This window comes from Bradyrhizobium sp. HKCCYLS1011, assembly GCF_051167795.1.
Taxonomy (GTDB): domain Bacteria; phylum Pseudomonadota; class Alphaproteobacteria; order Rhizobiales; family Xanthobacteraceae; genus Bradyrhizobium.
This window is the reverse complement of the sequence record NZ_JBNPTT010000011.1, coordinates 1-26,166: the sequence shown is the minus strand read 5'-3', so window position 1 is coordinate 26,166 and position 26,166 is coordinate 1. Positions and strand designations below refer to the sequence as shown.

Annotated in this window: 36 protein-coding genes; 18 read left to right on the top strand and 18 right to left on the bottom strand. The window is 59.7% G+C overall.

Annotated features, from left to right (window positions below; genetic code table 11):
* Positions 1-67 precede the first annotated feature (67 nt).
* The 14 genes from ACQR1W_RS31120 to ACQR1W_RS31055 all read left to right on the top strand — a co-directional run bounded on the left by ACQR1W_RS31120 (position 68) and on the right by ACQR1W_RS31055 (position 12,831).
* Entirely contained in the window at positions 68-571 is a 504-nt protein-coding gene (locus ACQR1W_RS31120; RefSeq protein WP_434854347.1) for a phage tail protein, read from the top strand.
* Entirely contained in the window at positions 571-792 is a 222-nt protein-coding gene (locus tag ACQR1W_RS31115; RefSeq protein WP_434854346.1) for a tail protein X, read from the top strand. Before ACQR1W_RS31120 ends, ACQR1W_RS31115 begins: the two co-directional genes overlap by 1 nt.
* A gap of 88 nt (positions 793-880) precedes the next feature.
* Complete coding sequence (locus tag ACQR1W_RS31110) at positions 881-1,987, top strand: phage late control D family protein (protein ID WP_434854345.1); 1,107 nt, start codon at positions 881-883, stop codon at positions 1,985-1,987.
* 14 nt (positions 1,988-2,001) lie between these two features.
* Positions 2,002-3,168, top strand: a complete 1,167-nt coding sequence (locus tag ACQR1W_RS31105) for an N-acetylmuramidase domain-containing protein (RefSeq protein ID WP_434854344.1) — start codon at positions 2,002-2,004, stop codon at positions 3,166-3,168.
* A gap of 2 nt (positions 3,169-3,170) precedes the next feature.
* Positions 3,171-3,602, top strand: a complete 432-nt coding sequence (locus ACQR1W_RS31100) for a hypothetical protein (RefSeq protein WP_434854343.1) — start codon at positions 3,171-3,173, stop codon at positions 3,600-3,602.
* Positions 3,603-3,660: 58 nt separating this feature from the next.
* Positions 3,661-3,801 carry a hypothetical protein gene (locus ACQR1W_RS31095; RefSeq protein WP_434854342.1) on the top strand — a complete coding sequence of 47 codons (141 nt, stop codon included), beginning with the start codon at positions 3,661-3,663 and terminating at the stop codon, positions 3,799-3,801.
* Positions 3,801-4,163 carry a hypothetical protein gene (locus tag ACQR1W_RS31090; protein WP_434854341.1) on the top strand — a complete coding sequence of 121 codons (363 nt, stop codon included), beginning with the start codon at positions 3,801-3,803 and terminating at the stop codon, positions 4,161-4,163. The genes ACQR1W_RS31095 and ACQR1W_RS31090 overlap by 1 nt, the downstream gene beginning before the upstream one ends.
* Before the next feature lie 539 nt (positions 4,164-4,702).
* Entirely contained in the window at positions 4,703-6,214 is a 1,512-nt protein-coding gene (locus ACQR1W_RS31085; RefSeq protein ID WP_434854340.1) for a hypothetical protein, read from the top strand.
* A 261-nt stretch (positions 6,215-6,475) separates the two neighbouring features.
* Positions 6,476-7,240, top strand: a complete 765-nt coding sequence (locus ACQR1W_RS31080; protein WP_434854339.1) for a hypothetical protein — start codon at positions 6,476-6,478, stop codon at positions 7,238-7,240.
* 137 nt (positions 7,241-7,377) lie between these two features.
* The gene (locus ACQR1W_RS31075) at positions 7,378-9,336 is read left to right on the top strand and encodes a hypothetical protein (protein WP_434854338.1); all 1,959 of its coding nucleotides are present in this window, start codon (positions 7,378-7,380) and stop codon (positions 9,334-9,336) included.
* Between the two features lie 31 nt (positions 9,337-9,367).
* Positions 9,368-10,054 (top strand): hypothetical protein, encoded by a 687-nt coding sequence (locus tag ACQR1W_RS31070; protein ID WP_434854337.1) that lies wholly within the window; start codon positions 9,368-9,370, stop codon positions 10,052-10,054.
* Between the two features lie 17 nt (positions 10,055-10,071).
* The gene (locus ACQR1W_RS31065) at positions 10,072-10,326 is read left to right on the top strand and encodes a DUF7220 family protein (RefSeq protein WP_434854336.1); all 255 of its coding nucleotides are present in this window, start codon (positions 10,072-10,074) and stop codon (positions 10,324-10,326) included.
* Between the two features lie 550 nt (positions 10,327-10,876).
* Positions 10,877-11,869, top strand: coding sequence for a hypothetical protein (locus ACQR1W_RS31060; RefSeq protein ID WP_434854335.1), 993 nt, complete (start codon positions 10,877-10,879; stop codon positions 11,867-11,869).
* The gene (locus tag ACQR1W_RS31055; RefSeq protein WP_434854334.1) at positions 11,869-12,831 is read left to right on the top strand and encodes an AlbA family DNA-binding domain-containing protein; all 963 of its coding nucleotides are present in this window, start codon (positions 11,869-11,871) and stop codon (positions 12,829-12,831) included. The genes ACQR1W_RS31060 and ACQR1W_RS31055 overlap by 1 nt, the downstream gene beginning before the upstream one ends.
* Before the next feature lie 52 nt (positions 12,832-12,883).
* On the opposite strand, the gene ACQR1W_RS31050 is transcribed toward ACQR1W_RS31055, so the two are convergent.
* The 16 genes from ACQR1W_RS31050 to ACQR1W_RS30975 all read right to left on the bottom strand — a co-directional run bounded on the left by ACQR1W_RS31050 (position 12,884) and on the right by ACQR1W_RS30975 (position 20,102).
* The gene (locus ACQR1W_RS31050) at positions 12,884-13,072 is read right to left on the bottom strand and encodes a hypothetical protein (RefSeq protein ID WP_434854333.1); all 189 of its coding nucleotides are present in this window, start codon (positions 13,070-13,072) and stop codon (positions 12,884-12,886) included.
* Positions 13,073-13,121: 49 nt separating this feature from the next.
* Entirely contained in the window at positions 13,122-13,400 is a 279-nt protein-coding gene (locus ACQR1W_RS31045) for a hypothetical protein (RefSeq protein WP_434854332.1), read from the bottom strand.
* A gap of 11 nt (positions 13,401-13,411) precedes the next feature.
* A complete protein-coding gene (locus tag ACQR1W_RS31040; RefSeq protein WP_434854331.1) occupies positions 13,412-13,591 on the bottom strand; it encodes a hypothetical protein in 180 nt (59 codons plus the stop codon).
* Complete coding sequence (locus ACQR1W_RS31035; protein WP_434854330.1) at positions 13,591-14,082, bottom strand: hypothetical protein; 492 nt, start codon at positions 14,080-14,082, stop codon at positions 13,591-13,593. The genes ACQR1W_RS31040 and ACQR1W_RS31035 overlap by 1 nt, the downstream gene beginning before the upstream one ends.
* 210 nt (positions 14,083-14,292) lie before the next feature.
* Positions 14,293-14,817, bottom strand: coding sequence for a hypothetical protein (locus ACQR1W_RS31030; RefSeq protein WP_434854329.1), 525 nt, complete (start codon positions 14,815-14,817; stop codon positions 14,293-14,295).
* On the bottom strand, positions 14,814-15,035 hold the full coding sequence (locus ACQR1W_RS31025) for a hypothetical protein (RefSeq protein WP_434854328.1): 222 nt from the start codon (positions 15,033-15,035) through the stop codon (positions 14,814-14,816). The genes ACQR1W_RS31030 and ACQR1W_RS31025 overlap by 4 nt, the downstream gene beginning before the upstream one ends.
* A 19-nt stretch (positions 15,036-15,054) precedes the next feature.
* A complete protein-coding gene (locus tag ACQR1W_RS31020) occupies positions 15,055-15,567 on the bottom strand; it encodes a CHAP domain-containing protein (protein ID WP_434854327.1) in 513 nt (170 codons plus the stop codon).
* 13 nt (positions 15,568-15,580) lie between these two features.
* On the bottom strand, positions 15,581-16,207 hold the full coding sequence (locus tag ACQR1W_RS31015; protein WP_434854326.1) for an MT-A70 family methyltransferase: 627 nt from the start codon (positions 16,205-16,207) through the stop codon (positions 15,581-15,583).
* Positions 16,208-16,272: 65 nt separating this feature from the next.
* Complete coding sequence (locus ACQR1W_RS31010; RefSeq protein ID WP_434854325.1) at positions 16,273-16,446, bottom strand: hypothetical protein; 174 nt, start codon at positions 16,444-16,446, stop codon at positions 16,273-16,275.
* Positions 16,443-16,634 carry a hypothetical protein gene (locus ACQR1W_RS31005; RefSeq protein ID WP_434854324.1) on the bottom strand — a complete coding sequence of 64 codons (192 nt, stop codon included), beginning with the start codon at positions 16,632-16,634 and terminating at the stop codon, positions 16,443-16,445. The genes ACQR1W_RS31010 and ACQR1W_RS31005 overlap by 4 nt, the downstream gene beginning before the upstream one ends.
* Before the next feature lie 10 nt (positions 16,635-16,644).
* Positions 16,645-16,884, bottom strand: coding sequence for a hypothetical protein (locus ACQR1W_RS31000; protein WP_434854323.1), 240 nt, complete (start codon positions 16,882-16,884; stop codon positions 16,645-16,647).
* A 221-nt stretch (positions 16,885-17,105) separates the two neighbouring features.
* Positions 17,106-17,693, bottom strand: a complete 588-nt coding sequence (locus ACQR1W_RS30995; RefSeq protein WP_434854322.1) for a deoxycytidylate deaminase — start codon at positions 17,691-17,693, stop codon at positions 17,106-17,108.
* Positions 17,693-18,442: a hypothetical protein gene (locus tag ACQR1W_RS30990; protein WP_434854321.1), complete on the bottom strand. Its 750-nt coding sequence runs from the start codon at positions 18,440-18,442 to the stop codon at positions 17,693-17,695. The genes ACQR1W_RS30995 and ACQR1W_RS30990 overlap by 1 nt, the downstream gene beginning before the upstream one ends.
* A 519-nt stretch (positions 18,443-18,961) precedes the next feature.
* Positions 18,962-19,648, bottom strand: coding sequence for a DUF4326 domain-containing protein (locus ACQR1W_RS30985; RefSeq protein ID WP_434854320.1), 687 nt, complete (start codon positions 19,646-19,648; stop codon positions 18,962-18,964).
* A gap of 3 nt (positions 19,649-19,651) precedes the next feature.
* The gene (locus ACQR1W_RS30980) at positions 19,652-19,948 is read right to left on the bottom strand and encodes a hypothetical protein (RefSeq protein ID WP_434854319.1); all 297 of its coding nucleotides are present in this window, start codon (positions 19,946-19,948) and stop codon (positions 19,652-19,654) included.
* Position 19,949: 1 nt separating this feature from the next.
* Positions 19,950-20,102: a DUF6884 domain-containing protein gene (locus ACQR1W_RS30975; protein ID WP_434854318.1), complete on the bottom strand. Its 153-nt coding sequence runs from the start codon at positions 20,100-20,102 to the stop codon at positions 19,950-19,952.
* A gap of 344 nt (positions 20,103-20,446) precedes the next feature.
* Here ACQR1W_RS30975 and ACQR1W_RS30970 point away from each other — a divergent pair, with 344 nt between their 5' ends.
* The 4 genes from ACQR1W_RS30970 to ACQR1W_RS30955 all read left to right on the top strand — a co-directional run bounded on the left by ACQR1W_RS30970 (position 20,447) and on the right by ACQR1W_RS30955 (position 24,681).
* Positions 20,447-21,184 carry a hypothetical protein gene (locus ACQR1W_RS30970; RefSeq protein ID WP_434854317.1) on the top strand — a complete coding sequence of 246 codons (738 nt, stop codon included), beginning with the start codon at positions 20,447-20,449 and terminating at the stop codon, positions 21,182-21,184.
* Positions 21,185-21,888: 704 nt separating this feature from the next.
* Positions 21,889-22,770, top strand: coding sequence for a hypothetical protein (locus ACQR1W_RS30965; RefSeq protein WP_434854316.1), 882 nt, complete (start codon positions 21,889-21,891; stop codon positions 22,768-22,770).
* Between the two features lie 33 nt (positions 22,771-22,803).
* Complete coding sequence (locus ACQR1W_RS30960; protein WP_434854315.1) at positions 22,804-23,862, top strand: hypothetical protein; 1,059 nt, start codon at positions 22,804-22,806, stop codon at positions 23,860-23,862.
* 75 nt (positions 23,863-23,937) lie between these two features.
* A complete protein-coding gene (locus tag ACQR1W_RS30955) occupies positions 23,938-24,681 on the top strand; it encodes a hypothetical protein (RefSeq protein ID WP_434854314.1) in 744 nt (247 codons plus the stop codon).
* Positions 24,682-24,888: 207 nt separating this feature from the next.
* Here ACQR1W_RS30955 and ACQR1W_RS30950 read toward each other — a convergent pair whose 3' ends face one another.
* The gene (locus tag ACQR1W_RS30950; RefSeq protein ID WP_434854313.1) at positions 24,889-25,143 is read right to left on the bottom strand and encodes a hypothetical protein; all 255 of its coding nucleotides are present in this window, start codon (positions 25,141-25,143) and stop codon (positions 24,889-24,891) included.
* A 518-nt stretch (positions 25,144-25,661) separates the two neighbouring features.
* Complete coding sequence (locus ACQR1W_RS30945) at positions 25,662-26,078, bottom strand: hypothetical protein (protein ID WP_434854312.1); 417 nt, start codon at positions 26,076-26,078, stop codon at positions 25,662-25,664.
* Positions 26,079-26,166 lie beyond the last annotated feature (88 nt).

The window sequence follows — 26,166 nt, the reverse complement described above, 5'->3', positions numbered from 1 at the left end:
CGGGACACACCTTCCACCGATAGAGGCCTCGCCATCCGGCGGGGCCTTTTTATTTTGAGAGGATTCCATGGCTTCTGTGCTCATGGGATTGGGTTCGCTCGAACCTACTGCGAGCGACAACGTGATCCTTTTCTACGTCCCACTGCCGAAGAACGACACCCCAGGGTTCGAACAGCTGCAGCGCGATCGCCAATTCACGTGGGTCTCGAATGACCGCCTGTCGCGCGATCCTGCGATGCAGTTCACGGGGCCTGGAGAAGAGAACATCGTCGTCGAAGGGCGGATGTATCCGTATCACTTCGGCGGTCTTTCAACCATCAAGCTACTCGATCAGGCCGGCCGATCCGGCAAGCCCTACATCCTGGCGCGCTTCTATCCGCTGACGCAGCCGGGTGGCTCACTGTCCTATGGCAGCGAGAACCTCGGAAACTTCGTCATCAAGCGGCTCCGCACCGTGGAGTCCAAGATCGGCGCGATCGGTATCGCGCACAAGATCGACTTCCAGCTGGAGCTGACGCGGTACGGCGATGACCTGAACGCGGCAGCCGTTCAAGATTTCTGGGCCACCTGATGTCGACCTACGTCACCAAGATGTTCGATCGGCTCGACCGCATCGTCTACGCGCGATACGGCTCGACCAGCAACCGGCTTGTGGAGTGGGTGACCGAGCAGAACGACGGCATCGAGCTGTATGGCATCGTTCTGCCGATGGGCGTCAGCATCAACCTCCCGGAGCCTCCGGTGAAGGTCACCGAGGTGCCCGTCCTTCCGCAGCTTTTCCTTTGGACCTGACGCATACGCAGTCGCGTATGGCGCAGATCTATACGCATTCGCGCGTGGGCCGTCCTTCGGGGCGGCCTTTTTCGTTTTGGAGGCGTGCGTGGCTACTGGCTACACCCCGATCTACCGCATCTACAAAGGCGGGGTCGATATCACCGATCACTTCAATGATCGGACCACCAAGATCAAGGTCGAACTCACGTCCGGCGGGGGCGAGGGCGATCGATGCGAGATCGAAGTCGACGATCGCGACTGGCGCATCGCCAGGCCATTCGGCGGAGAAATGATCCAGGTCTGGCTTGGCTATAAGGAGATCGGTCTTGCCTATCTCGGGACCTACACGATCGACGACGTGATCTTCGAGGGCATGCCGCGGAGCATCCAGCTCACCGGCACGTCGACCGGCTTCAACGACATCAAGAAGGCCCCGCAGATCGCCAACTTCAGCAACAAGACGGTCGGCGACATCCTCGGCGAGATGGCCTCTCAATCCGGCCTCCAGCTGTCGATCCCAAGCGATCTGGCCGGCCGGCAAATCCCGTTCAAGAACCAGCAGGTCAGCAACCTGCACATGATCCACGAGCTGGAGCGCATGTTCGGCGCCGTTGGCAAGGTGGCTGACGGCAACCTGGTCTTCGTTCCGCGGGACTCGACCGAGAGCGTCAGCGGCATCGCGCTGCCGACGCTGGTGCTGCAACCGGAGCACTTTGGAACGTGGCGCGTGCGCTACTCGGGCCGCAACGAGGCGTCTGAGGTCAAGGCCGCCTACTGGGACAAGGACCTGCACATCCGGAAATGGATCTCGTCCGCACTGCCGGGTGGCGAAGGCGACCCGTTCACCATCGGTCAGATCTTCAACTCCCAGATGGAGGCTGAGGCTGCCGCGGCGGCGAAAGCCGGAGCGATCAAGCGCGCCTCCGTCGAGGCCGTCTTCGATCTCGCAAAAGGTGATCCATGGATCCGCGATGCGCAGACGATCCTGGTGACCAAAATGCGGGACGGCATCAACGGCTCCTACGTCGTTGAGAAGGCGACCCACACGTACATCAAGAGCACCGGCATCCGCTCCAACCTGCAGTGCCGAGCCCCCGGCGATGGCGTCGATTACAGCGACCGCGCCGACGACCTGTTCCTCAGACCAATGCCCGGAGAGCCGATGGGCGGTGTGCTTCCTGGAGCGCCCGGCAGCGGAAACGCGGCTCCCTAACCACGGAATCCAACATGTTCAGTCAAGAGATCATCGACGCCATCGTGGCGGCGGCGAACCAGCACGGCTGGCCGGCGTCTTCGCTGCTGGCCGTCGTCGAGTGCGAAACGTCCGGCAAGCCCTTCGAGGAGGACAACCACACCCCGACGCTGCTGTTCGAGCGCCACAAGTTCTATTCCGAGCTGCAGGCCCACCAGCCGAGTAAGCTGAAGGCGGCGATCGCCGCCGGCCTCGCGATCCCGAAGTGGTCGCCGAAGACCCAGTACAAGGACCAGGGCAAGTCGGCCGGCAGGCTGTCGCTCATAGCCAAGGCGCGTCAGATCGACGAGGAGGTCGCCAACCGGGCGGCGTCCTGGGGCCTCGGCCAGACCATGGGCTTCAACGCCGAGGGCCTGAAATACGAGAGCGCCACGGCGATGGTTGCCGAACTGTCGCGGGGCATCGCGGAGCAGGTCGACGCGCTCTGCCGCGAGATCTTGCACTCGAAGCTCGATCGGTTCCTGATCACGAAGGACTTCACCAGCTTCGCCAAGGGCTACAACGGCTCCGGCTATGCCCAGAACCACTACGACACCCGCATGCAGGCCGCGGACACGGCTTGGGAGCGGCGCCTGGCGAGCGGCGACTATGAGGCCAAGCCCGGCAAGTCCGTCACGCTGGTCTATCAGCAGAAGCTGAAGGACCTGAACTACAACGTTGGTAAGATCGACGGGGACTGGGGAGACCTGACCACGGGCGCCTGTGCGGCGTTCCAGCGGCGCGAGGGCCTGAAGGTCACCGGTCATCCGAATGCCGAGACCACGGATGCGCTCGACAAGGCCATAGCGCCTCGTCCGGCCTCGCCTGAGCGCGCAAACGCCACGGCCGATGATCTGGCAGCCTCCGGCTCCAAGACGATCCAGGCGGCCCAGAAAGGGTCCACGCTGACCAAGGTCATCGTCGGTGCCGGCGCGATCGGAGGCGCCAACACGGCTGGCGTCCTCGACAAGGCGAAGGACGTGGTCAGCCATGTGCAGGTTGCCAAGGGCATCCTGGACTCCGCCCACGACGTGGTTGTCGGGCTCCTGCCGTACTGGTGGGTCGGCGCGATCGTCGTCGGGTTCGTGCTGTGGCGCTGCTACGGCGATGTCATCGAGGCTCGTCTGAAGGACCACCAGACCGGCCAGAACCTCAACAGGTAATCATGTCCATCATCGAAAAGATCGTGGGGCTCGTCCCCACGGTCCGGGAGAAGGCGAAAGCCGTCCTGGACTTCCTCACCTCCAGGGATGGCAAGATCGGCGTCGTCGCCATCCCCCTCATCGTCGCGCTCGGCTGCGCGCACGCTCTTGGCATTGCCAGCGAGCGCGGCACGATCGAGTCCCTGCGCAGGGATCTTGGCGCCATCAAGCTGCAGCTCGCCGCCGAGCAGGCGAGACCCCGAGCCGTCCCGGTCTGTCCCGAGCCGCCGGTCGCACAGCCTGCGCCCCAGCCCGAGCCGGTTCAGGAGCAGCCGAAGCCCGCCCAAGCCCCCAAACCCAAGGTCAAGCCCCATGCACCTGTGGCGAAACATCCTGCGCGCAGCGGCGCTCGTCTTACTCCCGCTGAGTCTGGGTGGCTGTCTAACATCCGGTAACGAAATTCTGCGCGACCTGCCGCCCGGCCTGGCTGACTGCGAGAAAGTTGCTCAGAAGGTGGCCCTGCCGCCGATCGAAGCCGGCATGGACAAGGTCGCGGTCACCGCCCGCTACCGAGCTGCCCTCATCACCGCAAATCACAATATCGACGGCGTTGCCCAGTGCATCGCCGAGATCGACCAGATTGGAAAGAACTGATGGCCACGCCCCCACCCATGGACGTGATCAGCCTGGAAGGTCTCGCCGGCCTCTACGGCCCGACCGTTGCCCTTATCGGCCTGATCCTCACCATCTCCTGGCGCCTCAGCGGCAAGATCGACGAAGCCAAGGCAACCGGAGAAGCTGCCGCGAAAGCAGCCACCGAGAAAGCCCACAATCTCGAAAAGGAGCTGGCCGACTTCCGGCTGAAAGTCGCCGAGGAGTACGCCTCCTGGGACACCGTGAAGGCTATCGAGACCCGTCTGACCGAACGGATGGATGGGATCGCCGAGCAAGTGATGAAGATGCCTGACGCGGTCGTCGATCGCATCATGAAATACTTGGCAATCAAACAACCATAAGCCGGGTCAACCGGCATCCAGACTTAGCCCCGGTGTCAGCCTTTGCTGGCCTGGGGCCCATTTTTTTGTGCCTAACCCGTTTATCTCACAGTTGGATTTGTGACGGGGTCAAACAACTTCGGCAGCGAACGGACAGTTCGCCCGCGCAGGAAGATACATTAAAAAAAATTACAACCCGTCCCTTGTTTCTGGAATTGAATGGGCGTAGCGTTCAGCCATTCAAGGCAAATTGTGGCTGAGGGTGTGCATTTCCTGTTGGGCGAGGCAGCTTCATGCGCGCGCGCAATCCAACAAGTGCCCTGATGTCGGCAACCGTCCTCGTGGTTCAGCTTGCGAGCTGTCTCCCAGCAACCGCTAACGAACAAGTTGGCTGCTCGTCGACGGGTCCAGGGCAAACGACGTGCAGTATCACAGAGCCAAACGTCACGAGGCGACTGTCGCCGTACCCCCAGATCACGTTCAGTCCCGGGGACCGCGTGACGGTGCAGGCGGGCGGCTGCGTCCAAACCGGCGGGACGGGGTCTACCTGGAAGCGCTACGTGGATCCGTCCGGCCCTAATTCGGACCGGCTGTATCACGGGCTTATCTGGATTCCGGGTGTCCATTCGGACTTGGTGCGCATTGCGGGCGCGATCACCGGTCCGATGGTCATCCCCCCGACGGTTGATCCACACAACGCTATCCTCCGCCTAGGGTATGAGGATGACCATTACGGTGACAATGGCTATTGGGGCCACGATGATGGCACCGAGAACCAGTGCCGTGGCGTCGGAAACGCTTTCGTGACGCTAACGATCGACCACGGAAGGATAATTCCAACCCCGCCCGCGCCCTTCGACCTTGTCCATTCCGCGACTGACGCCAATGGATTCCCGCTAAACCCCAAGTGGGCATGGCAGCAACACCATCCGGGATCGCTTCCCAACGCGGACACGCAGTGCTTCCCGCTCCCGGGCGTTTTCTCGAACACCCAGTGTACTACCCAGGCCCCGTCGATCGACGTGCCTGATGGGTGGAATGCGTTTTGGTGCGCTCAGGGTGCACAGCACAGTATCCACGGACACGTGAACTGGTTGCCTGCGACCTGGGAGGGAACAGTATCGTGGGATGGTCACTCCAGTCCGGGGACCGACGACGACTACAACATCAACGTCGTGCCGCCGGCGGGAGAGGGGCTGACCGTCTCAAGCGGGGGGCATATCCACAGCGAATTTGACTCCGACGAGACCATCGACCACTTCCGAACGCCTTGGTGGAACTCCTTTCACGAGGCGGTGGATCGGGATGACGCGAGCGCACGTGCGATGATCGATGGCAAGTTCGCCATCGTGGTCGGGCTTGCCGGGCTCGATTGCGAGCACGGCTGCGCAACCGAGCTGCACCCTGTGTACGCGCTCGCGATTCACGTCAACGATAACCCGCAGGACGATACATGGGCGATCTTCGTGAGGAATTGGGGCAACGAGGGCTACTGTAGCCAGGACCAACATCCTCTCGACACAAACCGCATGGCGTTCTTGCTTCCGCGGCCGGCTGCGACCGCTGTGAACGTCGTTGCTTCGACCTTCCTGACGAACACGAGCGAGGCAAGTGGGCCTTTCGTTTCGTTGGTTTCCGGCCAGGGGGCGATCGTAGAGTTCGGGCTTCCTGATCCGGCCAAGGGGGCGCGCATCAACGGCGAGCTCCACCTCCAGTGGACCGTCACTCCCGGCGTCATCGCCGTGTTCCGGCCGCCTCTAGACACCGCAGCCGAGGCGTTGGGCCCGCATCTCGTCGAGATCGAGCAGCGCCTGGAAAATTTGGAGAAACAACTTCCGCCGGATGCACGGCGAGCGATGACCAACAGGCTGGCGCGTGCGCGGTCCTTTGACGAGGTGACGCCGAGCAAGCTGGAGGCGGCGCAGCCGAGGCTGGCCCACCCTGCGTCCACCCGCGCAGGGCCCGATCCGCACAAAGCGCAGCGCGACCTGGAACGAGCCAAAGCGATTTGCACCGCATTTCGGAGAAGCATCCCAGGAATGCCGAACGCCTGCGCGAGTGTGCCACAGTAGGGAGAAACGCCCCGCTAGGTGAAGTTTAATCGGTAACGCTCACGGGAGAACACTGCCACGAAAAGGCAAGTAACTCGCACGGCTGCCAAGATATTTGCTGCAGTCACTATGGCCTGGGCTCCGGCGGCGCAGACCGCTTCCCCAATGGAGGTCTGGAGCGGGATCTGTGGGGCAGTCGGAGGCCTACAGCCTGTTATCGCTGCGTTTTGTAAGGTCACTGACAAAGCGGTTGCTCTCGCTGGCCCGCAGGATCCGACGACGTTGCGCGATCTCTATCTCAAGGTTGTGTCGATCGAAATTGACTTGCACGACCTTGAAGGGCAGGTGGCAAACCTGTCGTTCGAGCAACGACGCGAGGAAGCGCTGGCTCTTGCGCGTGCCGTTGAGCAGGAGCGCGCGCAAGTGTATGCAGCACTTGATGTTGCTGCAGATCGACCAGGTGATTCTGCCGCTCTAGCACAGGCGCTGGCAGCGGCCCATGCGCTTGCGAGTCCCACATTCTACACTTTGCCTGGGCGCACGGTCGGAGCACTTGATAGGTTCGATCCGCGTTCCGCGTTGCCGTCCTTTGTAGTTGCCGTCGAGGTGTGGCTCGCAATTCGTGCGAGTGCAAACGAGCAGTGGACCGATGTCAGCCGGCAGGACGTCACCGGGTTTGCTGCGCGGCTGTTACAAATCACAGCTCAAATGCGGGACAGTATCCACTGTGAGGAGGCTTGGCAAAACTTTGTTCGCTTCTCTTGTCCAAAGCCAGATAAGGGTGGCCCCCATATTCCACTGCCGATGCCGAGAGATCGGAATCCGCCTGATGCCCCAAACTGTGTGCCGTCGCCGGCATGCAATCATCGACTATCTTGCACGGATGAAATGAACGCGGAGACGAACGCCACCGGCAAAACGTCAGATGGCACGTGTCCAGCGGATACTGCAGCCAACGCGCGCAGCAACCGTGCAATCCGACTAGCTGATTACCAGGTAGAAATGTACGAAACAATCGCACGACGCTGGCTGGCGGCGCCCCACTAACCGTCGTTGACGTCGCGCACCTTCTCGTTGAGCCAGAACTTGGCTCCCTCGACCCACGGCATCCTCCTTATATTTGCATGAATGCAAATTATGTGCTAGTGCAAAATCATTGGTTGTTCCAAGAATTAGACAGGTCCATGACGCTATCCACTACCGAGCGCGCCCGCAGAAAGAAGGTCGTCGAAGACCTGCTGCAGCTGGGGTATCATCCTCAGGGCTCGCGTGGAGGCCTTGCCTCCGCCACCAAGACCGCAGAGCGCCGCGAGGGCATCAATTATCCGAACTGGGTCCGTGCCGAAGAGGCGCTGAAGCGCAAGCGCAAAGAGCACTTCGCCGTCGACTGGTCTCTCTACGTCCCGCCGCAGCCCGCCGCCACCGTCACCCGCGGCTCCGATGAGGCTGGCGAGGAGCTGTCAGCCGAACAGCACGCCCACATGCGGGCAGTCGATCTGTCGTCGGAAGTGACCGACCTGATAACCAGATCCCGCTATCCCGTCATCAATCCGGAAGCGATCATCATCGACTCCTACCTAGTCCGGCGATACGACCGCAACCTGCGCGGCTACGTGACCAAGGAAGGGACGCCGCGGACCTGGATGACCGACACCCTGCGTGTCGCCCCCATCAAGGACGCCCGCAATCGGAACTTCATCTTCACGGGCGCGCAGAACGATGCGCTGCTCCACGAAGAGTTCTGGGCCAACCTCCAGGCCTATGCGGCATACCTCGACGCCGAGATCGTCGTTGGGCCGTGGACCTACGAGACCCAGTGGTGGGCCGAGAATAATCCGACCGCGCGCTCGTACTGCAACGAGCTGACCGAGTATCTGTGCTTCGGCCAGATGAAGATCGGCGACAACTTCGTGTTCTGCGGCGAGATGAACACGCTGCCGACCGCATCGCAGCCGATCTCCGACCTCGTGACCTACAGCCGCGGTCGCTGGGCTGTGTTCCCGCATGCCAAGCGGCAGCTGAAGTCAGTCCCGTCCGATGATCCGGCGGTCCAGGCGCATCAGGTCATGACGTCCGGCGCCGTGACGCGCCCGAAGGTCATCCCGCGTAAGGCCGGCGTGAAGTCGATCTTCCATCAGGTGGTGGGTGCCACCGTAGTCCAGGTCGACGAGGACGGTGACGTCTTCTGCCGGCAAATCACGGCCAACGAGGATGGCTCGTTCTATGACCTCGACGCCCATGTGGCGGATGCCGAGGTGACGGTCGGTCATCGCGTAAAGGCGATCACCATGCCGGATATCCATGTCCGCAAGATGGATCAGACCAACTGCATGGCCATCTTCGGGTGGGATCTGCGCGGCGGTCGCTCACAATATCTCAACAGCATGGTCGACGTCCTCAATCCAGAGAACGTCATCCTCCACGACATCTTCGACAACGAGGCGCGGAACCACCACCACGTCAATGACAACGCTCACAGCTATGAGATGGCAATCCGTGGCCGCGACAGCATCGAGAGCGAGGTGGAAGGCGTCTGTGACTTCCTGTCGTTGCTGGCGCGCAAAGACCGGAAGACAATCATCGCCGAGGGCAACCACGACCTGGCGCTAGAGCGGTATGTCCGCGAGGGCCGCTACCGCAACGACGGCACCAACATCCGCTACGGACTCCAGCTGGAGGATGCGTATCTAGGATACGTCGAGGAGCGCTCCTATGCGCTCGACAATGACCTGCCGGTGCCAAAGTTCTCGCTGCTGGAGCATGCCATCCGACTCAAGCGCCCTGAGCTGGGCGACATGGTCGAGTGGTGCGTCGACGGATACAGCCACCTGATCGACGGCATCCAGGTCGGCAACCACGGCTTCCGTGGCGCCAACGGCGCGCGTGGCACCGTGCGTGGCTTCGCCAAGGCCGGCCGCAAGATGTCGATCGGCGACAAGCACTCGCCGGAGATCGACGAGGGCGTCTACGTCTCCGGCGTGATGAATCTGCGCATGGGCTACAACAAGGGCCTATCGGGCTGGGCGGTGACCGTGACCATCCAATACCCAGATGGGAAGCGCTCACTCGCAACCCTGCAGAAGGGCAAGTGGAAGCCAGGGAAGCGCGTCATCCGCGTCCCGGCGCAGTCTTTGGCTGCCTAATCGTTTGCATGAATGCAAAAGGAGAATTTGAATGTCGGTAGTTGGGTTGTCAGGTTATGCGCGCTCTGGAAAGACGACCGCAGCTCTGCATCTCGAAACGAAGTACGGCATCAAGCGGCGTCACATCGCCGAGCCGCTGCGGGCTATGCTGGCCGTGCTGCTGCAGGCGAACGGCATGTCTAGCGAGATGATCACCCGCTATCTGGAGGGTGATCTGAAGGAGTCCGTGATCCCGGAGCTTGGCGTCACCTCACGCTATGCCCAGATCACGATCGGCACCGAGTGGGGCCGTGAGTTGATCAACGAGGATCTGTGGTCGAACACCTGGATGCGTGGCGTCAGGGATGGCGAGTCCGTCATGAACGACTCCGTGCGCTTCCCCAACGAGGCTGAGGCGATCCGGAAGCTCGGCGGCGTGGTCATCATGATCAAGCGCCCAGGTACCAGGCCGGCCAAGTTCAAATGGGGCAAGATCGGCGAGTTCCTCTTCGACAAGTTCGGACTGATGTGGGGCGTCCACGACAGCGAGCGCATCGACCGGATCAAACCGGATTTCATCATCCACAACGACGCTTCGATCGAGCAGCTCCAGGCTGACCTCGATTCGGTGATGGTCAAGCATTATCAGCGGGTTGTGAATAGCTCTTTCAAGCACTCGGATCGGAGCGCTGCCGCAAAGGCTGCGTTCGGACTGGCTGCCGGCTCCATGGTTCGCTGATGGAACAGTCGCCAGTCATGTCGCTGGTTGAGGTGGTGACGTCGACCTTGATCGGGTTCGGCGTCTCCGTCTGGGCCAACTACGCTGTACTGCCGCTGTTCGGTTTTCAGGTGAAGCTATCAGAGAGCTTGGCTATCACAGCCGTGTTCACCGTGATCTCGATCGCCAGAAGCTATCTTGTTCGCCGGTTTTTCGCCGTTCACCTGAAGCGGTTCGCAGCCTGGTGCCAGGTCGTCTACGACGATTTTTCGAAGATGGGACATCTCACGTAAGGGAGATTTCGCGTGGTGGCCGTATGTCTACGGAGGGTGCCAAAGATTTTTTCGTAGGGGCACCTTGAATGAGCCGCTCTCTCAATTACTTGTGACATCAAGAGCCGCAGCCGTTGGGGGGTCAGGCTCTTTAATCTCTAGCCCCCCAGTCAGCTGGCCTAATGTGCGAAGGCGGCTACCGTAAGGGACCCTCGCGCACTAGAGATGGAGGTACACCGTGTTGGTGTCACTCACTCTCGAAGCCAGCCAGCCGAGCGGTAAGACGTATCGTCTAGGCTTACGATGCAGATTGCATCTGGCTTCGATTATCGCCTTACTGTCTGGTATGGCATGACGTGAAGGCCACCCGGGGAAACCGGGTGGCCTTTTCGTTGTGATCTTCGCTCCATGAAGCTCGAAGCGTGTCGCAACTCATGGTAGCTTCCGGAAACCGGGTGCGGTACGTCGGGGGAAGATTCCCGGGAGTAGGGGCAGATGGATGCGATACGTTAGGTCGTTGCTGTTATTGGTATTGTTGGTATTTCCCCTAAATTTGTCTGTTGCGGAGCCTATGCATTTCAAGTTGACTGGCAACGGCGGTAACTGCAGTGGCTGTGAGTGGTTGCAAGCATCGGGCGAGATCACGCTCGACTCGGCTGAGCAACTCAAGGCGTATCTTGAGAGCGAAAAGCTGTCTGACTGGCAAGGCGACATCACTTTTGATTCTCCGGGTGGCAGTCTTTTCGGGGGAATCAAGCTCGGCACATTCATCCGCAAGCAAGGAATGTCGACCTCTGTTGGCGGATCGAAGCTTGCGGATGGAGCCGCCATTGATGTATCTGACCGAACTACTGGCGTGTGCGCCTCGGCTTGCGTGTTTGCATACTTGGGAGGCGTGCAGCGTACGTTCGGTCGGCTGGGTGTGCATCAATTCTATGATCCCGATGCGATCCGTGATCCCTCCGCCAAGGTGTTCACAGCGATAGACTACTCAGATCAGCAAATGATGAGCGCTCTGATTTCGGACTATGTCACCCGCATGGGTGCTGACGCGCGTCTCATGCTAATTGTCGCGAAATCGTCGCCCGCAGAGATGCATTACTTTTCCGAAGAGGAAGCCAGGGGCCTGAGGGTGACGTGGGAGCCTAACAAGTTTGACGCTTGGGCTATAGAACTTCGGAATCAAGGCGTAGTCGCATTTAGCAAAACTGCAGACCGGCAAAAAACCGTGACCCTGTTTTGTCGTGGCGACAGAATACCGCGCGCGCTCGTGACGATGCCCATCTATTATAGTGCGCAGAATACCATAAGCCTGTTCGGCGAAGCCGATTACCAGGCTTTCGGTGTGTCTGCCAGAGGTGACCGCACCAGGATTACATTCAATGGCAATGTTGTTCTTTGGGAGATCAATCTTAGCGGTGTCAATCCAAACCGGTTGAGTGGAAGTATCGGTCTGAGTGACGGCAGCATGGCCGAGGTGCGTGCCTTCGCCAGCGTCTTTACGGACATGTCAGCGGTGAATCTATCTCAGGCCGCACGCATTGCATTTCGGAATTGCATCTGATGAACAATCTGTTTCCTCCCGAGTTTAAGGCTCTCTCCGATTTCCAGGCGATGGTTGATGCTCAGGTCGAGGAGACCTTAACGCTGGAGTACAAGGCGTCTCCAGCGCTCGCTCGGGGAAGCAAGGACATAGAAGAGCTTTGCAAAGATGTTTCGGCAATGGCAAATTCTGCCGGTGGTCGAATAATTTACGGGATCGAGGAAGACAAGAAAACTCATAAGCCCGTGCGAGTGGATGAAGGCGTTAGAGACGAAAAAATAACTCGCGAATGGATCCATCAGATACTCAGCTCGAATATCCAGCCGAGGATCGAAAGGGTTCGAGTAACTCGCGTCGAACTTAGTCCTGGAGGCTACGGCTTTGTGATTGACGTCGAGCCGACCGTCAACGGTCCGCACCAAGCACCAAACAAGAAGTACTATAAGCGGTTTGAACTCGAAGCGAAGGCGATGGATGATTACGAGATAAGAGACATTCTACGCCGTGCCACGACACCACTCTTAGAAGCTAGGCTGTCTTTTGAAGCGGGCGACTATAGAGCGGTCGCCGAATTCAAAACCAAAGATCTATCAGAGCCATTCTCGCTGCGGTGTACGGTAATCAATCATTCTCCGGCACCGGCTCAATATGTCATCGTTGAGGTCTGGGTGGACGATGACCTGGAGTCAGCCTTTGCGCTGGATCCGTTTCGGGTCACTCGGTATGAGAACCATTCGATGGGTGGGCAGTTCCGTGTGTATCAGCGCACGATCGCGACTCCCTACCATCTTCCGGTCTTCAAGGAGGCAGTTCATGCCGACCACGTCGCAGATATCCCGCTCAAGCTTCCGATGAAACATCGGAATAGCTCTCAGAGCTATTTTGAGACAAGGATACAGTCGCCCGGTTTCACAAAAAGTGAAGAGTGGTTTATGAGGTGCAATAGTGGACGTCTGCACTTGCTGAAGCATAGCGGATCTTAAGACGAGCCGATTAGGTCTCGCTCTTTGATTGGCCGATGCAGACCGCTCGATCTCAGAGCTTCACGAAGTCCCCGTTGCAAAGGATCGTGAGGAACGCCCATTCCTCGGCGAAGTACGGGTGGTCGTAGTAGAGCTTCCCGCAGGTCTCGCAGATGCAGCCGCCGCTCGCCCGGTAGAAGTCCCCTTCTTCGAGGCGGGCGAGCTGTTCTGGGGTTGGGTTTGGTCGCAGCCTGAGCGGCATTCGATCCTCCTGATGAAGTTGACCATCTTGGTCCGCTGCGACCGGCGCCTCATTTGCGGTACCTGAACTCGATCGCGGGAGGATTGTCTTCGCCATAGGGAGTGACCTGAATCAGGCATTCACGGTCGTGCTCGTCGCGGTCCCAGATGGCGATCTTCTCGCCATATTTGGCGTCTGACGGCAGGATCCAGTCGGCGATCGCCTTCTTGGCTGCGTCCTCGCGTTCCGAAGCTTCTCGGAATTCGTTGGCCAGCTCGATCCTGCGCCGCGTCGCCCGCTGCAGCTCCTGGATCAGCTTCTTCCCGGCTCTCGATGCTTCCACGCCCATGATGACTCCCCTTATTCAGACAGCTTGCGAAGCTCGGCCTTCAGATTGAGCAGCTCCGCTTCGAGATTTGCCACGCGCACGTGAGCGAGCGGCTGAGGTTTGATTACGGTCGGGTTCGCCTCGATCTTCTCGCGAACCTTTGCCCAGTGTGCGAGGCACTCCTCGCTGGGCCGCCAGGACAGGTCGATCATCAACGAAACTCCGATGAGGGATGTCGGTGGCCTTTGGAGCAGATCGTGTCGCCGTTCGGCCGCTTCTCCATCATGTGGCCGGGCTCGCCGCAGATCGGGCAGCGACCGAGTCCGATCCGCTTCTCGCGTCCCTTGAACCAGTCCTCGATGAAGCGATGGAGATTCGGCGCACGTTGCGGCAGCTGCGATAGGCCCGTGCCGATGCCATCAGACGGCACCACCACGGTCTTGCCGGCGCGCAGCAGATCGTCGATCTTCAGCAGGTCGCGTCCAACGATGGCCCTGCAGGCGAGGGTGTCATCGAAAAACTCGTTGGCGTCCATGCTGGGCGACCACTTGGTGGCCACGCCAATTGCGTTGGGCTCACCGCGCATCTCCTTCGCCTGGCCGCCGTAGCCACGGCGCTGCACGTTGTCGCCGAAGACGTAGAACTTGGAGGGGTTGTCCCAGAGGTCTTTCCGGGAGATGAATTTCTGTCGGACGATCGGCATCAGGGGTGCTCCTTCGTGCCGTAGGCGCAGTCGGCGCAGTGGATGGAGCGCTTGTCGCCAATGAATTGCTCGTCACAGAGGAAGCAGCAGGGAGATGTAGTTTCCAGGCGCCCAGCCTTTCAGCTTCGGACGCTTGTCGCCGTCCCAGTTTCTGATCTCTAGTTTGTTGATCGTCTTAGATTGCTCTGTGACGTAGCACATGCGCCCCCTCTAAAATGCGTCGGTGTTCGAGGCTTCTTCTACCTCGTACTCAGGAACATCAGGAACGATGATCGGCTGTCGGCGGAGTAGGCTGACCACCAGCGGCCAGGAAGGTCCGTCCTTCGATCGGATCGGCGCCGGCACGACCGTCTTGAACGTCGGCCAGTTGCCCCAGAAGTGCGGCTCCTGAGGCTCCAGCAGGCCTGCCCAGTCCGGAATCTCTTCCGGCTTGAGCAGGCCCGGTGGCGTCACGAAGAAGAACTGATCCGAGAACAGGCGGGCGCCGCGCTGCTTGAGCGGCTGCTGCACGTTCTTCAGGAAGTCGGAGCGCGAGACCTTGATCTCGTAGCTCGTCGCCGTGCAGCCCTTCGTCGCGTTGGCTTCGATCACCCACAAGTCGATCGAGCGCTCGGCGCCGCCGGCATAGCCACAGCCGACACGCAGCTCGGGAATGGCGATGCAACCCCGGCTGTGACGCCGAGGCAGTTTCTGCTTGAACACTTCGGCGGTGTATTTGCGGTTGGTTGGCATCATTTTGCCTGCGTCGTTGCCTTGTTCGGCATGATGAGCCGACCGTTTGCGTCAACGCACGCGATAGATCTGATCGAGTGGCCAAAGTTGACCCACTCCATAGACGCAGCAAGGCATCTTTCTTTGTCCATTTCGGCCGCTGAGAAGGCGAATGCGAACGCCACGATAAAAGCGATCACGACTGCTGCTGCCAATGTGAGGAAGACACGCTCGAAGTTCATTGCCATCGACTCCAGTGACCTACGTCGGAGAAACCCACGCGCGGATGCGGTGGCGCGGATAGATGCTCTCCGCCACTCGGTGCCCGTGATTGCCGCTGATGACGATCGGGTCACCCTTCGCGGTGAAGCCCGAGACGATGCCGACATGGCCTCCGCCGCGGCGACCCATGATCACGACGGCACCGACCTGCGGCGCGATATGGCGATGGTTTTCCCAGGACAGGGCGCGATCATCGACGCCAGTGGCTCCAGTAACCTTGCGCAGGAAGGCGGAGCACCAAAGGGTGCTGCGGACACCGACCTGATGCGCCGTCTCACCGACGAACTGGCGAGCGCGCTCCACGAAGCTGCTGCCGGCGCTAAAGCCCTGCTGCAGACCATTCTGGAAGCCGCCGAAGAAGCTCCGCTCCTCCTGCTGCACGACCACCTGGTACTGGTGGTGGCGATGATGATGACAAGGACGAGCTTCAGCCGTCCTGACTGTCACGGCCAAGGCAGCGGCGCAGAGCAGCGCCGAGATTGCTCTCTTCACTTTGGTCTCCTGGTTAGGCTGCGAGGATTGCTGGTTCGCCAGCGACGTTCAGAGCTGGCTCACCGATCAGCTCGGAATTGAATTTGGTGACCTCGTTACCGAAGGCGTCCCAACCAGGGCGCACCTCGCGGGCGAAGATGTCGGCCTTCGGATAGTCGCCGGCCATCCGAGCGGCGTAGTCGTAGCCCAGCTCTGGTTTGCGAGAGTGTTCGCGGCGCGGCTCTAGGATTGCGGAACGGATGCCCTTGTCGTGGATTTTCGGCTTGCCGATCTTGCCGATCAGGAAGGGCTCATGGGCATTGCGGAGCGCGTAGCCCGTGCCAAAGGTGGGACGGCTTCCGTCCTTCACCATCTTCACCCAGACGCCGTTGGTGACGTATTTGACGCCCCAGCGCTCGAAGCACTTGATGGCTTCCAGCAGCATTGGCGCTGTGGTGTAGAGCCAGACCCACATTCCATTCGGATGGGCCAGTTCTGCGATCGGCAACGAGTAGATGCGCTCGATGTCCCAGCAATCGTAGTGCTGCTCGGCCGACTTGCCCTTCCCATCCTCCGAATAGGTCTCGAAGCGCCACGGCGGGTCGATCTTGGCGAGCCCATAGTGATATCTGAGGAGTGGGAAGAGCTGGAACGCTGTCATTTGCATTCGCATCCTTTGCATTGATGCAAATGACAGGGCGAGCGAGTCCTGTCAACTTTTGGTTTTCAATCGAGCAATCGGAGCTGCTCTGGATTGTAGATGTGGAGCGCGCCGGCCACTTCAGTAACAGTGCATTCCACGATTAGGCGTCGCTCTCCTTTCAGCGTCGTGAAATCAGAGACGATCACACCTGGCCACCTGTAGCCCTTCGTTTTCTCGACCTTGTCTCCGATCTTCATTTCGAGACCTCCGCGAGAGCGGCGCGTCCAGCTTCGGTGATCCGCCACTGCATGCCATAGACAGGGTGCTTCTCCTTCACGAAGAATCCGCACTCGGCCAGTTTGGTAGTGGTCTTGGGTTGGAAGAGGCCCCAGCCATCCGGGCGATCCGCCGCTTCCTGCAGCGCCTTCAGTTCACGTGCGTTCACTTCGATACCCTCACTTCTCCGCCTGCAGCCACCGCGGCTGGTATTGCATCGCTTCTTCGATCAGCTCGGGCTTGAGCACGTCTTCCTTGCGCTCGGCGAGGATCGCCTGGACCAGCATTGCGTCCGGCAGGATCGACATGCAGGGCTGCTTCTTGTCCTGCCGGTTGCAGGTAGGCTCCGTCAGCTTGGCCCTGACCTCGAACATCTCGCGGTCATGACCGAAGCGCTCCAGCAGCTTGACCTTGCTCATGCGGCCTTCGCGGTCGCACTGCGCACACTTCACGCGCACGGTCGGGAGGGGCCAGTCTTCAAGTCGCATCGACGCGCTCCGTGATCGCCTTCACTCTGATGCGGGGCTTCACCTTTGGTGCGCCCCAGCTCTGGACGAGATGATACCGGAAGCAATCCTCTCCCTTACGCATGGCGCACTCCCGGTAGTCCCAACGCTCATTGCCGCACGGGCAGCCGCGGTCATGCGACATCGGAGTCCTCCGGCATATCGACTAGATCGCAGCGGATGCCAGCTTCGGCGAAGAACGCCTCTGCCTTGTCCATCGACACCTTCCAACGCTCCCGCTTGTCCGCCGGCATGGTCGGCGCGACCACCCGCTTGATGCCGGCCTGGATCACCACCAGAGCGCACTTGTGGCAGGTCAGGAACGGCCATGTGTACAGGGTGTAGCCGTGCAGCGGCTCGCGGGCCGTGAGGATCGCGTTGATCTCGCCATGGAGGATGATGTCGATCTTCACGTCGCGGTCGTTGAGGCGCTCCGCGGTGTCGGCGATGCCACGCGGGAATCCGTTGTACCCGGTCGAGGCGACCGTGCGATCGGGGCGCACGATCACAGCCCCGACCTGCGTGCTCGGATCCTTCGAGCCCACGGCGATCTCGCGGGCCACGCCCAGGTGATAGAGATCCCACCAGAGCTGTGACCGGTGCGGGATGGCAACGTCTGCCTTCGTCAGCGGGCGACCGTACGATCCATCGTAAGGCTTGCCGTCGAACATCAGCCGCTGGCCGGACTTATCCTTGAGGTCCTCGTGATCCCACCAGGCCATCACACCGTCTCCTTGCCGCTGAGATGGTTGTAGCCGTCGCTGTCGGTGCAGGGAGGGCACTTGGTGACGCCCTTCTTGGCGATGAAGCTGTCGATAGCGCTCATCACCTCGGGGGTGATCGGACCCCTCGCTCCGCCGGCCCTGTAGCGCGAAACAGCGCGGGCACGGGCGCGCGTCTGAGGCGACAGCATGTCTTCCAGCTGCTCGTCGACCGGCTTCTCGGGCGTTGCCGGTGGGCGTTCTACGTACTGTTTCGGAGCAGGCTCAGCGACACCCTGGCGCATGGCCATCGCCTGCTCCTTGGTGAGTCCGAGCTCGATCTCGCGGGCGGTGCGACGGAAGCGCTTTCCCTCTTTCTTAACCACAACCGGTGTTGCATTTTGCTTCTGGCCTGCAACCAGTGCAAATTCCGCGGATCGGAACTTGATCGCCTGCTCGACGGTCAGGCCGAGATCAAGCTCCTGCTTGGTGCGGCGGACACGCCTCGCTTTATTGTGGATAGGTTGTGAAACGACATGAGCGGTTTTGACTGCCACCGGAGACACGCCGGCAGTCGTGCTTTCGCGATGCTTCCTGCTCCGACTTGGAGCGCGCGCGGATGCGGCCGGATTGGCGGCCTGTTCAGATCTTCCGAGATCTGCAAACTCGACTGCGAGGTCAGGCGCGGAAACCACGCGCACCACCTCACCCTTCCGGATGAAAATTCCAGAAACACTTGATGAAATTCGGTTGAGCAACCGACTCAACATTGACACCTCCGTTTGCAATATGTATTTGCATTACACGATAAAATGCAAATGAGCAAGTTTTGTTAGGAGGCCAATTCTTCTTGCGGAACCACCCGTTCCGGGTGTGGAACCAATTGAAATTGTGGAACAACTTTGGTGGACAATTATCTCCCAAATGACAAGGTTCCAAAACTTGCATTTTCGCGCAAACGCCGCTAGTGCAAATGAATGAAGGTCAGAAGGTGGCCTGAGGATGACCGGTGTGGGGCATAGGATGAGAGAGCCTTTCGATTATCGTGGTTACGTGGTTTCGGCCCAAGATGGCCGATATTTTGCCAGCTCCGCAGACGGGGAGGGGTTCTCGATGTGGTCCTTTCACATCTTGCGTATCCTCAGAAGCGTCGACGACCTCTGGAACGCGCTTGAGGCTCTAGGTGAGGCGCCATTGTGGATCCATAGCTGTCTCGAGAAGAACATCGTGTCGATCGACCTGGATCTCGCTGAGGGCGCTGCGCCGGCAAACAACCCTGGCGCAGTTGTTCATTTCCATCCCAAGATGGATTTGCATAATTGCGGCGAGGTTCGGTTCTTCGGAGCGTAGGGAAGAAGTCCGTACTCCAGACACCTGATGGTCATATCACGAGTGCCAGTGCCGCCCGGGAATCCGATCGCGAGCTGCGGCTTTCCTTCCCGCAGCATCTGTTCGTTCCGAAACGGACCTGCCGCGGCATCGTAGAGCTTGCCGCGGCGGTTTCTTCTGACCACCGCACCTGGACGATCGATGTTGTCCCAGTCCGCCGGGTAGGGGTCGACATTGACTCCGCGATCCTCGGCCCATCCGCGAGCCAGCAGATCAGCTCCCGACATCTCCCCCTCGATGATGCAGGTGATTGTCCGGCGCGCATGGACATCGTCTAAAACGCGATACAGCCATCCTCTATCGGAGAGGTTACGGCCGCCGAACACCACGACACGGAAGTTCGCCTTCAGCAGGATCGGGTCGCCATGACAGCGATGCGGCGCGCAGAAGCAAACCAGGTCCTTGCCGGCCAGCTGCGACACGTCCAGCTCTGGGAGCTGCTCGCATTCGAAAAGGTTGCAGACCTGGTCGCGGTCACCGTGCTCACCGATGACGAATCGGTTGCCCCATGGCGAGCCGCGCCCGATGTAGATTGCACCAGGGGGAGCGTCCCCATGGTGCTTGTTGTAAACCCGCGGTGCCGGCATGCATCACCTCTTCATGTCGCAGTCGTGGCTAACCCCGTCCAGTTCGAAGTCAGCGACGCCCTGCGTGGCGGTGCAGAAGTCGAACCCCACACCATCCTTCTCGGCGTGCCAGCCGTACCTACCGCAATCCTCCTTGACCTTGATGCTGTAGGTGGTGCCCTTCCAGGTTAGGGTGTTGTTCGTTTCGTCGATCTTCACCGGCAGCTTGCGGCCATGATCCTTGCACATGTAGGTGTAGGTGGGGGCGGCCTCAGCCTGGGTGATGCCGAGAGCAAGAGCAATAAGCACAAGTTTCTTCACGTTAACCTCCAAGGATATTCTTCATCCAACTGAGCTGTTCGCCCATCTGAAGTCCTTCCATCGGAACATCGACCCTGTCAAATCTCGCGGTCAGTGGGTGCATGAGAAACTCACGATAGATTCTGGCCCGTGAGCACGATTGCCCTGGCGCCACGGATCCGGTTCGGCGATTCGATGAATGACCCGGGCGGCCTCAGGCTTGGCGGTCGGCGATGCGCTTGCCGCTCAAGGTCGTCTGCGGATCGGGCGTCCGTCGCGGCCCGATCAGACCATACTCGGCCGAGCCGCTCAGCTCCGGAGCCCAAACCGGCGCATCTCGACCTTCCGATCTACTCCAGTGATGTCCGCTCCTGGGGCTGACCCTGAACGGACCCCATCGTGGCGCGAATGGGGTACCACTTTGAGATGATCGTGCCATGGTCCACAGCGTGATATTGTAGGTCTCCAATATTGTAGGTCTCCAATCAAGGAGGAAATACTTCTAGAAGAGAGGTCTGTATGTTGGAAAGAAATCAGACGGCCATTGCAATAGCAGCCGCGATTTTCTTAACTCCGCCAAAGGGACCGCACGGCTCAGCAATGAAGACGCTCACTGCGCTCGCGGTAGCGCTGATCGCATGGATCTGGCTTTCTCATCCGGTTGTTGCGCAGCAAAATGATGACGTCATTGTGCATCATTTCGATTGGATTGTTCAGCACGATAAACAGTCATTCGTCGAGAAGACTGTGAAAGAAGCAAACACGCCTGAGGGAAAAGCCATCATAGGTGCAGTTGCGACCTATATCGGTGTCAATCCGAAGGTGACATCAATTGGGCTCGCTGCGCTCGCAGCCACCGCACCCCGGGCGGGCGTGCAGGATACGAACGGTCTCATACAATCGCCTGTGGGTTACACTATCTGCTACGCTCGCCCATCAAATCCGAATATGGGAGCAGGAGATAAGGGAATTGAGACGCACGGCGACTCGACATTCAACAGCACCATCAACCGAGTTATTCCGGGCAATAATTTTGACGGTTTAGGCTGGTCTATGACCGTCCCCTTCAGCAGAGGTGGAGATCATAGAGTGGCGGCTTCATTCGATGTTGTAATGGTCAAAGCGGTCCCCGGCTGGCAAAACGTTTACAAAAACTGCGAACTGACGGGAGAACATCCATGGCTCGCCAGGAACAATTCGACGCAGTTGAATGTCCCGTGCAATCCGGCTGCAGAGGGCGCTTATTGCCCGAAGTAAGCGCACCAGGCTAATTGCGTGCCTCGGGGGTCTGCGGCGCGCTGCATACCTCATCTGGGCCGACAAGTACGGGGAGCAATAATGAGCACACGACTTCTCTTCGCGACGGCATGTTTGCTGTTCTGTGTCGCTGAGGCTTCTGCGGAAACTTGGCAAGATGCCGGATTTGACGCCGATTGGAATGATAAAGACATTCCGCCCTATTCATGGGGTCCCACCCCAGAAGGACCACGCTGTAATCCAACGACAAAAGATTTCGTGGTCGTATGTTTTTACAATAACCCGCGACCTGAGAGCGGTGGGCGTCCGTCTTGGTGCGCGTACAAACAGGTAAGGTTAGGTGACGCGCCGGATGGTCTCGGGATACGGGGGCGCGTTTGGGTTTGTCGATGAGCCCGGCGGCCCGTCGATCCACGACCTCCAGCCATCTGCGCTGAAAAAGCTGCGCACACCCTGCACGCAAAGATTTCACAGCCGCCCGATAAGACGGCGGGCCTCGCTGGTTGCTCAATTAGTGCAACCCGCGCGAATGTTTTCGTTGCCCTGCGTGAGTCCGGTTTTCACCCAAAGGCGACTTGAGCGGACGACTGGATCGGCTAGCTTAGGACCTAAGCGATTGATTTGGCTTCACTTTCGGAAGCTCGGTCTATAGCTGGAACTACGGAACCGCGCTCCCTATATATGGAAGATGAGGTAACGACCGCATGCGCAACCCTGGCACGGCAGCCGCGCAGGCGACCGCCGTCGAGCGACCGCGCATCAAGAGATTGCGGCGCGATCTTATCAAGGCGATCCCGCGCGTTCCGAACAATAAGGCTTCACTCCAGCACATGGAGGCGAAGCACCTTACCGATCTGCTGATCGCCTACATCAATTGGCGCTCGCGCTATGTCGGTGAGCGACCCCGTACCATTTCAATCGAGCCGGCGGCTCAGGCCGACCCGCGCTGGTCGGACCACGCTGCGGCGATCAAAGCCTTCCTCGACAAGGTGGAACGGGGCGACGACCTGACGCCGCACCTTTCTATCGAGCCGCACACTCGGGGATATTCCCCTGCGGCACGCGCACGCGGCGCTACGCCGGATGACCGGTGGTCCGATAAAGACTTCCTCCTGAACGTCATGGGCTTCCACCATTTTCATCTCGGCACGGCAACGCAAAAGCGCGGGCACGTTGATCGCACCGATGATCTGATCTTCGCTGAGGTTCGCCGCGACACCTTCAAGGTGATTGCGATCTTCGACCATGACGTGTTCGACAAGGGTTCTGCCGAACGCATGCGGCTTTGGGCGCTTCACGAGAGCATCATAAGCCGTGGCATTGCGCCGGGCACGGTCGTGGTGCCTGCAATGATCGCAACTTCCGGTCATACCGTCCATGTAGTTCGATACGCTCAGGACTGCGCGCGGATCATCCGCGAGTTCGAGCCGAAGCTTGACGACTCCGAGTACGTCAAAAGCCTTTACAGCCCACCCGAGGATGCGCCAGCCACGTCGAAACTGTCGTGGGGGTTTCGGCATCTCGATCTGGCGATCTACGACGCGGCGAAGCCTGTCTTTATGATCCTCAAGAAAGGCTGGAGCTAAGCCACTGTGCGGCCACAGCTAGGAACTGCCACGATGCAGCCACTCGCACACGATGCCGTGACGATAGACCCGAGCCGGCGCAATTCGGCTTCCTGGATCGATGACGGCCAGAAATACGCCGTGATCGCGCTGAGCGTGAAACTTGATGACCCGGTGCCGATTCAGGAGATGACGCCGAACCATTGGGCGTTCGCGGATGCGCGGTTCGCTATGCCGACGCACTGGCGCGAGTGGCTTGGCACGATCCGCACCGAGGAAGTCGAGGACAGCAATCTGTTCCTGCTCAGCAAGATGCGGTCGGATGTGCCGGAAGTCGTCGATGCCGAGACTGCCGAACTAAAGCGGCACGCTGGCCACTTCTATGCCGGGCTTCTGCTCGCGAGCCCATTTTCGCCTGCACACAAGCCGGTCATGCTTGCCGGATACCGTCACCGAGGCGAAATCAACGTCCGCTCGCAGGACGACTACGATCCGGCCATTCCGAGCATGGTCCGGCACTATCCGCCCGTGACGCTCGCTGAGCTGCAACTGGCGGCCAAGATCGCCTCACAGATCGCCGCCATCGAAACCGCGTTCCCGGCCGGCGGTCACTGGCGGCTCTTTCGCGTCCTGCACTTATACCTGGAAACCCGCACGATCCGCGACAACATGGACCGGCTGCATCAATATTGCCGGTGCATCGAGGGACTGATCGTATCGGAGCCGGGTCAAGGCAGGAATCGATTTAAGAGCCGGACAGAGCTGTTCATCGGCCCTCGGCATCACACGCTGATGGGCGAGGCATATGACGTGCGCAGCGACGTTGAACACCTGTACGAGAACAAGCACCTGGAGGTTTTCGACCGCGTTGCGCGTCTTGAGTTGGTGAAAAAACTGGAGATGTTGGAGTACATCGCGCGCAGCGCGCTGATGCGCATCCTGCTTGACAGCAAGCTTTGGCCGCACTTCGCTAGTACCGACGCGCTAAAAGCATTTTGGGCGCTGAGCGAGAACGAGCGGCGGACACTGTGGGGCGCCACCATCAATCCGACCGACGCGCTTGCCGACTTCGACCCGCGTTACATCCACGATGGGCAATTAGGTGGCCCGTGATGGGCATCGCGCAGATTGAGAGCAACGATGGCAAAGGATTTTCAGCTCATCCATCTCACGGTCGATGAGGCGCGCTTGAAGGGCGCAAGCAACCGCCTGCGAAATCAGTTTGTCGGTTGCATGCACGCACACAATGAGCTGACGGTCTTGAACCGCTTGCTCATGTTCACGAAGAACGACACCGGCGACGGTGAGCTGCACAACTCAGCGCAATCGGTGCAGATGTGGTTCATGCTGCAACTCCTGGCGGCCAAGCTGTTCGAGACGTGGGTGATGCTCAATGAGCGGTTCTTACAGTCCAATCCGCCCGATGTTGTGCCGCGTCTTGAGCCCGCGCACCAAGCGAGCCTGCAATGGCTGACTGACTACTTTGGCAACGGGCAGCCGTTCAAGGACAGTGCGCTGAAGATCATCCGCGACAAGACCGCGTTCCACTATGACCGGTTCAATCTTACGGAGGCAGCCGACAACCTCGCTGCCGGCGAGAACAGTCTTTACCTCGCTCAGCATCCGGCCAACTCGCTCTACTACATCGGTTCGGCTCTCGTGTTCCGCGCCGCGTTCGCCATGATCGCTGACAAGACCGAGGGAGCAATCATCGGCAGTCACGATGAGCGCGTGCACAAAGGCACCAAGATCGCGCTCGATGATGTGAACAAGGCGAACTGGCACATGCACACCTTGCTATACGGCTTAATCGTGCTGTTGATGAATGACGTGATGGGGCAGCCGGCTGAGGACGCGCAGCAGATTCGTATCAATGTGCTGGATGCGCCTGCACCCGAGCGCGTCGGCATCCCTGCCTTCATCGACATCTAAGCCGAGCGTCGGCACATGACACCGCAAGTGCCAGTATGGGTGTCCTATGTGCAGGCGCTCGCCATCCCGATCATTGGTGCAGCCGTGGCGGCGCGGGCGCATTGATCGCGTTGGCGGTGGGATTGATTGTCGGGTTTTGGGGCCTTAGCGGACATCTGAGCGAGGCATTGTTCTGGTCCGCTTAGGGCGGCGAAACAGACGGCTCATTCATCGGAAGCTCTTGCAGTAGTCCCCGCTGGCGAAGGTGCCGGACGGGCAGGCGGAGCCCTTGATCTTCGGGTAGGCGCGTGGCGTGTCCCGATGCAGGGCCTCGCACTTGTCTCCCAGGCCGACGTAGCCAGTCGGGCAGGTACCGTGCCGCTGCAGCCGCTCGCGGCCATCGCCTGTCGGGGTCGGATAGGGGCTCTCGGCATGCGCCGACGTCGCCACGAGCATGGCGATTGCCACCATGGTTTTGGTCATGATCTACTCCAAAGAACGGATCGTGGACGGTGGGGATAGGGTACAGATTGGGTACAGATTGAACGTGAACAAAGCAAGAAGATCACGGTCGATAAAAGCCAAAAAGCCCAATAATTTCAAAGAGCAATAGGGGTGCCCTCAAGTTCGGGACGCAGGGGTCGCAGGTTCGAATCCTGCCGCTCCGACCATTTTCCACTGCTTCGAGGCCGGCTGATGTCGCCGGGCCGATATGGGCCGATTTTCGGCCAATCACTCCTCCGGCTTTCCAGTGACATGCTCTGTCGGCCGCATCGCCGGCGAAGGCCTCCGTAACCAGCGATAGCTGCGTCAAGCGGGAGGCGTGCGCTCGACCGAAACGGGCGCGCCAGGAGCAAAAGACGTTGCGGAGATCAGTCCCCTGCGGACGACCGTGGTTACAGCTTTGGCCGCGTGTCGGTCGCGGCCTCGTAAGATTGCGAGGCTTGCAGCTGCTTGACGGTCCGCGTGGCCAGGCCACAGCCGCAATCTGGCGCGTCCAATCAAACCAGAATGTCCAGACAATCCGTCGGCTCGGGGACTTCAAGAACGTCAAACAGCTCCTCGTATGTCGAAGATCGTTTGACCCGGTCCAACACCGGTTCTGGATCCTCCTCCTGATCGAAGTATTGCTCGAGGAGATCCGGATCTTTGCCGAGGTACTCGACGGTACGTTGGCGCACATCTTCGAACCGGAACTCGGGTCGCGGACGCAAGGTCACGGAGATTCGGCGAGTGCTCCCATTCATTAGGCTGATGGCTTTACGCAATATGTTGCTGCCCCAAAGGCCTAGAAATTCGATGTTTTCGATGCGCGATACTGACCCATCCCGATAGACGACGATCGCTCCAAAAAAAAGCAGAACACGTTTCTTCGGTCCGTCGGATATGGTGAAGGCATTCGTGCTGTACGGCAACACGGTGCTCGCTCTTGACCTGCCCCTAAGAATTTCCTCCAGAAGGATTTAGAGTCCGCCCTGACGAAGGACGGACAGATGAAGCGGAAGC

Excerpts from the sequence above, each read along its gene's own strand:
- ACQR1W_RS31120 (WP_434854347.1), top strand. The coding sequence starts at position 68 with ATGGCTTCTGTGCTCATGGGATTGGGTTCGCTCGAACCTACTGCGAGC.
- ACQR1W_RS31115 (WP_434854346.1), top strand. The coding sequence starts at position 571 with ATGTCGACCTACGTCACCAAGATGTTCGATCGGCTCGACCGCATCGTC.
- ACQR1W_RS31105 (WP_434854344.1), top strand. The coding sequence starts at position 2,002 with ATGTTCAGTCAAGAGATCATCGACGCCATCGTGGCGGCGGCGAACCAG.
- ACQR1W_RS31100 (WP_434854343.1), top strand. The coding sequence starts at position 3,171 with ATGTCCATCATCGAAAAGATCGTGGGGCTCGTCCCCACGGTCCGGGAG.
- ACQR1W_RS31090 (WP_434854341.1), top strand. The coding sequence starts at position 3,801 with ATGGCCACGCCCCCACCCATGGACGTGATCAGCCTGGAAGGTCTCGCC.
- ACQR1W_RS31075 (WP_434854338.1), top strand. The coding sequence starts at position 7,378 with ATGACGCTATCCACTACCGAGCGCGCCCGCAGAAAGAAGGTCGTCGAA.
- ACQR1W_RS31070 (WP_434854337.1), top strand. The coding sequence starts at position 9,368 with ATGTCGGTAGTTGGGTTGTCAGGTTATGCGCGCTCTGGAAAGACGACC.
- ACQR1W_RS31065 (WP_434854336.1), top strand. The coding sequence starts at position 10,072 with ATGTCGCTGGTTGAGGTGGTGACGTCGACCTTGATCGGGTTCGGCGTC.
- ACQR1W_RS31060 (WP_434854335.1), top strand. The coding sequence starts at position 10,877 with ATGCATTTCAAGTTGACTGGCAACGGCGGTAACTGCAGTGGCTGTGAG.
- ACQR1W_RS31055 (WP_434854334.1), top strand. The coding sequence starts at position 11,869 with ATGAACAATCTGTTTCCTCCCGAGTTTAAGGCTCTCTCCGATTTCCAG.
- ACQR1W_RS31050 (WP_434854333.1), bottom strand. The coding sequence starts at position 13,072 with ATGCCGCTCAGGCTGCGACCAAACCCAACCCCAGAACAGCTCGCCCGC.
- ACQR1W_RS31045 (WP_434854332.1), bottom strand. The coding sequence starts at position 13,400 with ATGGGCGTGGAAGCATCGAGAGCCGGGAAGAAGCTGATCCAGGAGCTG.
- ACQR1W_RS31040 (WP_434854331.1), bottom strand. The coding sequence starts at position 13,591 with ATGATCGACCTGTCCTGGCGGCCCAGCGAGGAGTGCCTCGCACACTGG.
- ACQR1W_RS31035 (WP_434854330.1), bottom strand. The coding sequence starts at position 14,082 with ATGCCGATCGTCCGACAGAAATTCATCTCCCGGAAAGACCTCTGGGAC.
- ACQR1W_RS31030 (WP_434854329.1), bottom strand. The coding sequence starts at position 14,817 with ATGATGCCAACCAACCGCAAATACACCGCCGAAGTGTTCAAGCAGAAA.
- ACQR1W_RS31025 (WP_434854328.1), bottom strand. The coding sequence starts at position 15,035 with ATGAACTTCGAGCGTGTCTTCCTCACATTGGCAGCAGCAGTCGTGATC.
- ACQR1W_RS31015 (WP_434854326.1), bottom strand. The coding sequence starts at position 16,207 with ATGACAGCGTTCCAGCTCTTCCCACTCCTCAGATATCACTATGGGCTC.
- ACQR1W_RS31010 (WP_434854325.1), bottom strand. The coding sequence starts at position 16,446 with ATGAAGATCGGAGACAAGGTCGAGAAAACGAAGGGCTACAGGTGGCCA.
- ACQR1W_RS31000 (WP_434854323.1), bottom strand. The coding sequence starts at position 16,884 with ATGAGCAAGGTCAAGCTGCTGGAGCGCTTCGGTCATGACCGCGAGATG.
- ACQR1W_RS30995 (WP_434854322.1), bottom strand. The coding sequence starts at position 17,693 with ATGGCCTGGTGGGATCACGAGGACCTCAAGGATAAGTCCGGCCAGCGG.
- ACQR1W_RS30990 (WP_434854321.1), bottom strand. The coding sequence starts at position 18,442 with ATGTTGAGTCGGTTGCTCAACCGAATTTCATCAAGTGTTTCTGGAATT.
- ACQR1W_RS30985 (WP_434854320.1), bottom strand. The coding sequence starts at position 19,648 with ATGCCGGCACCGCGGGTTTACAACAAGCACCATGGGGACGCTCCCCCT.
- ACQR1W_RS30970 (WP_434854317.1), top strand. The coding sequence starts at position 20,447 with ATGTTGGAAAGAAATCAGACGGCCATTGCAATAGCAGCCGCGATTTTC.
- ACQR1W_RS30965 (WP_434854316.1), top strand. The coding sequence starts at position 21,889 with ATGCGCAACCCTGGCACGGCAGCCGCGCAGGCGACCGCCGTCGAGCGA.
- ACQR1W_RS30960 (WP_434854315.1), top strand. The coding sequence starts at position 22,804 with ATGCAGCCACTCGCACACGATGCCGTGACGATAGACCCGAGCCGGCGC.
- ACQR1W_RS30950 (WP_434854313.1), bottom strand. The coding sequence starts at position 25,143 with ATGACCAAAACCATGGTGGCAATCGCCATGCTCGTGGCGACGTCGGCG.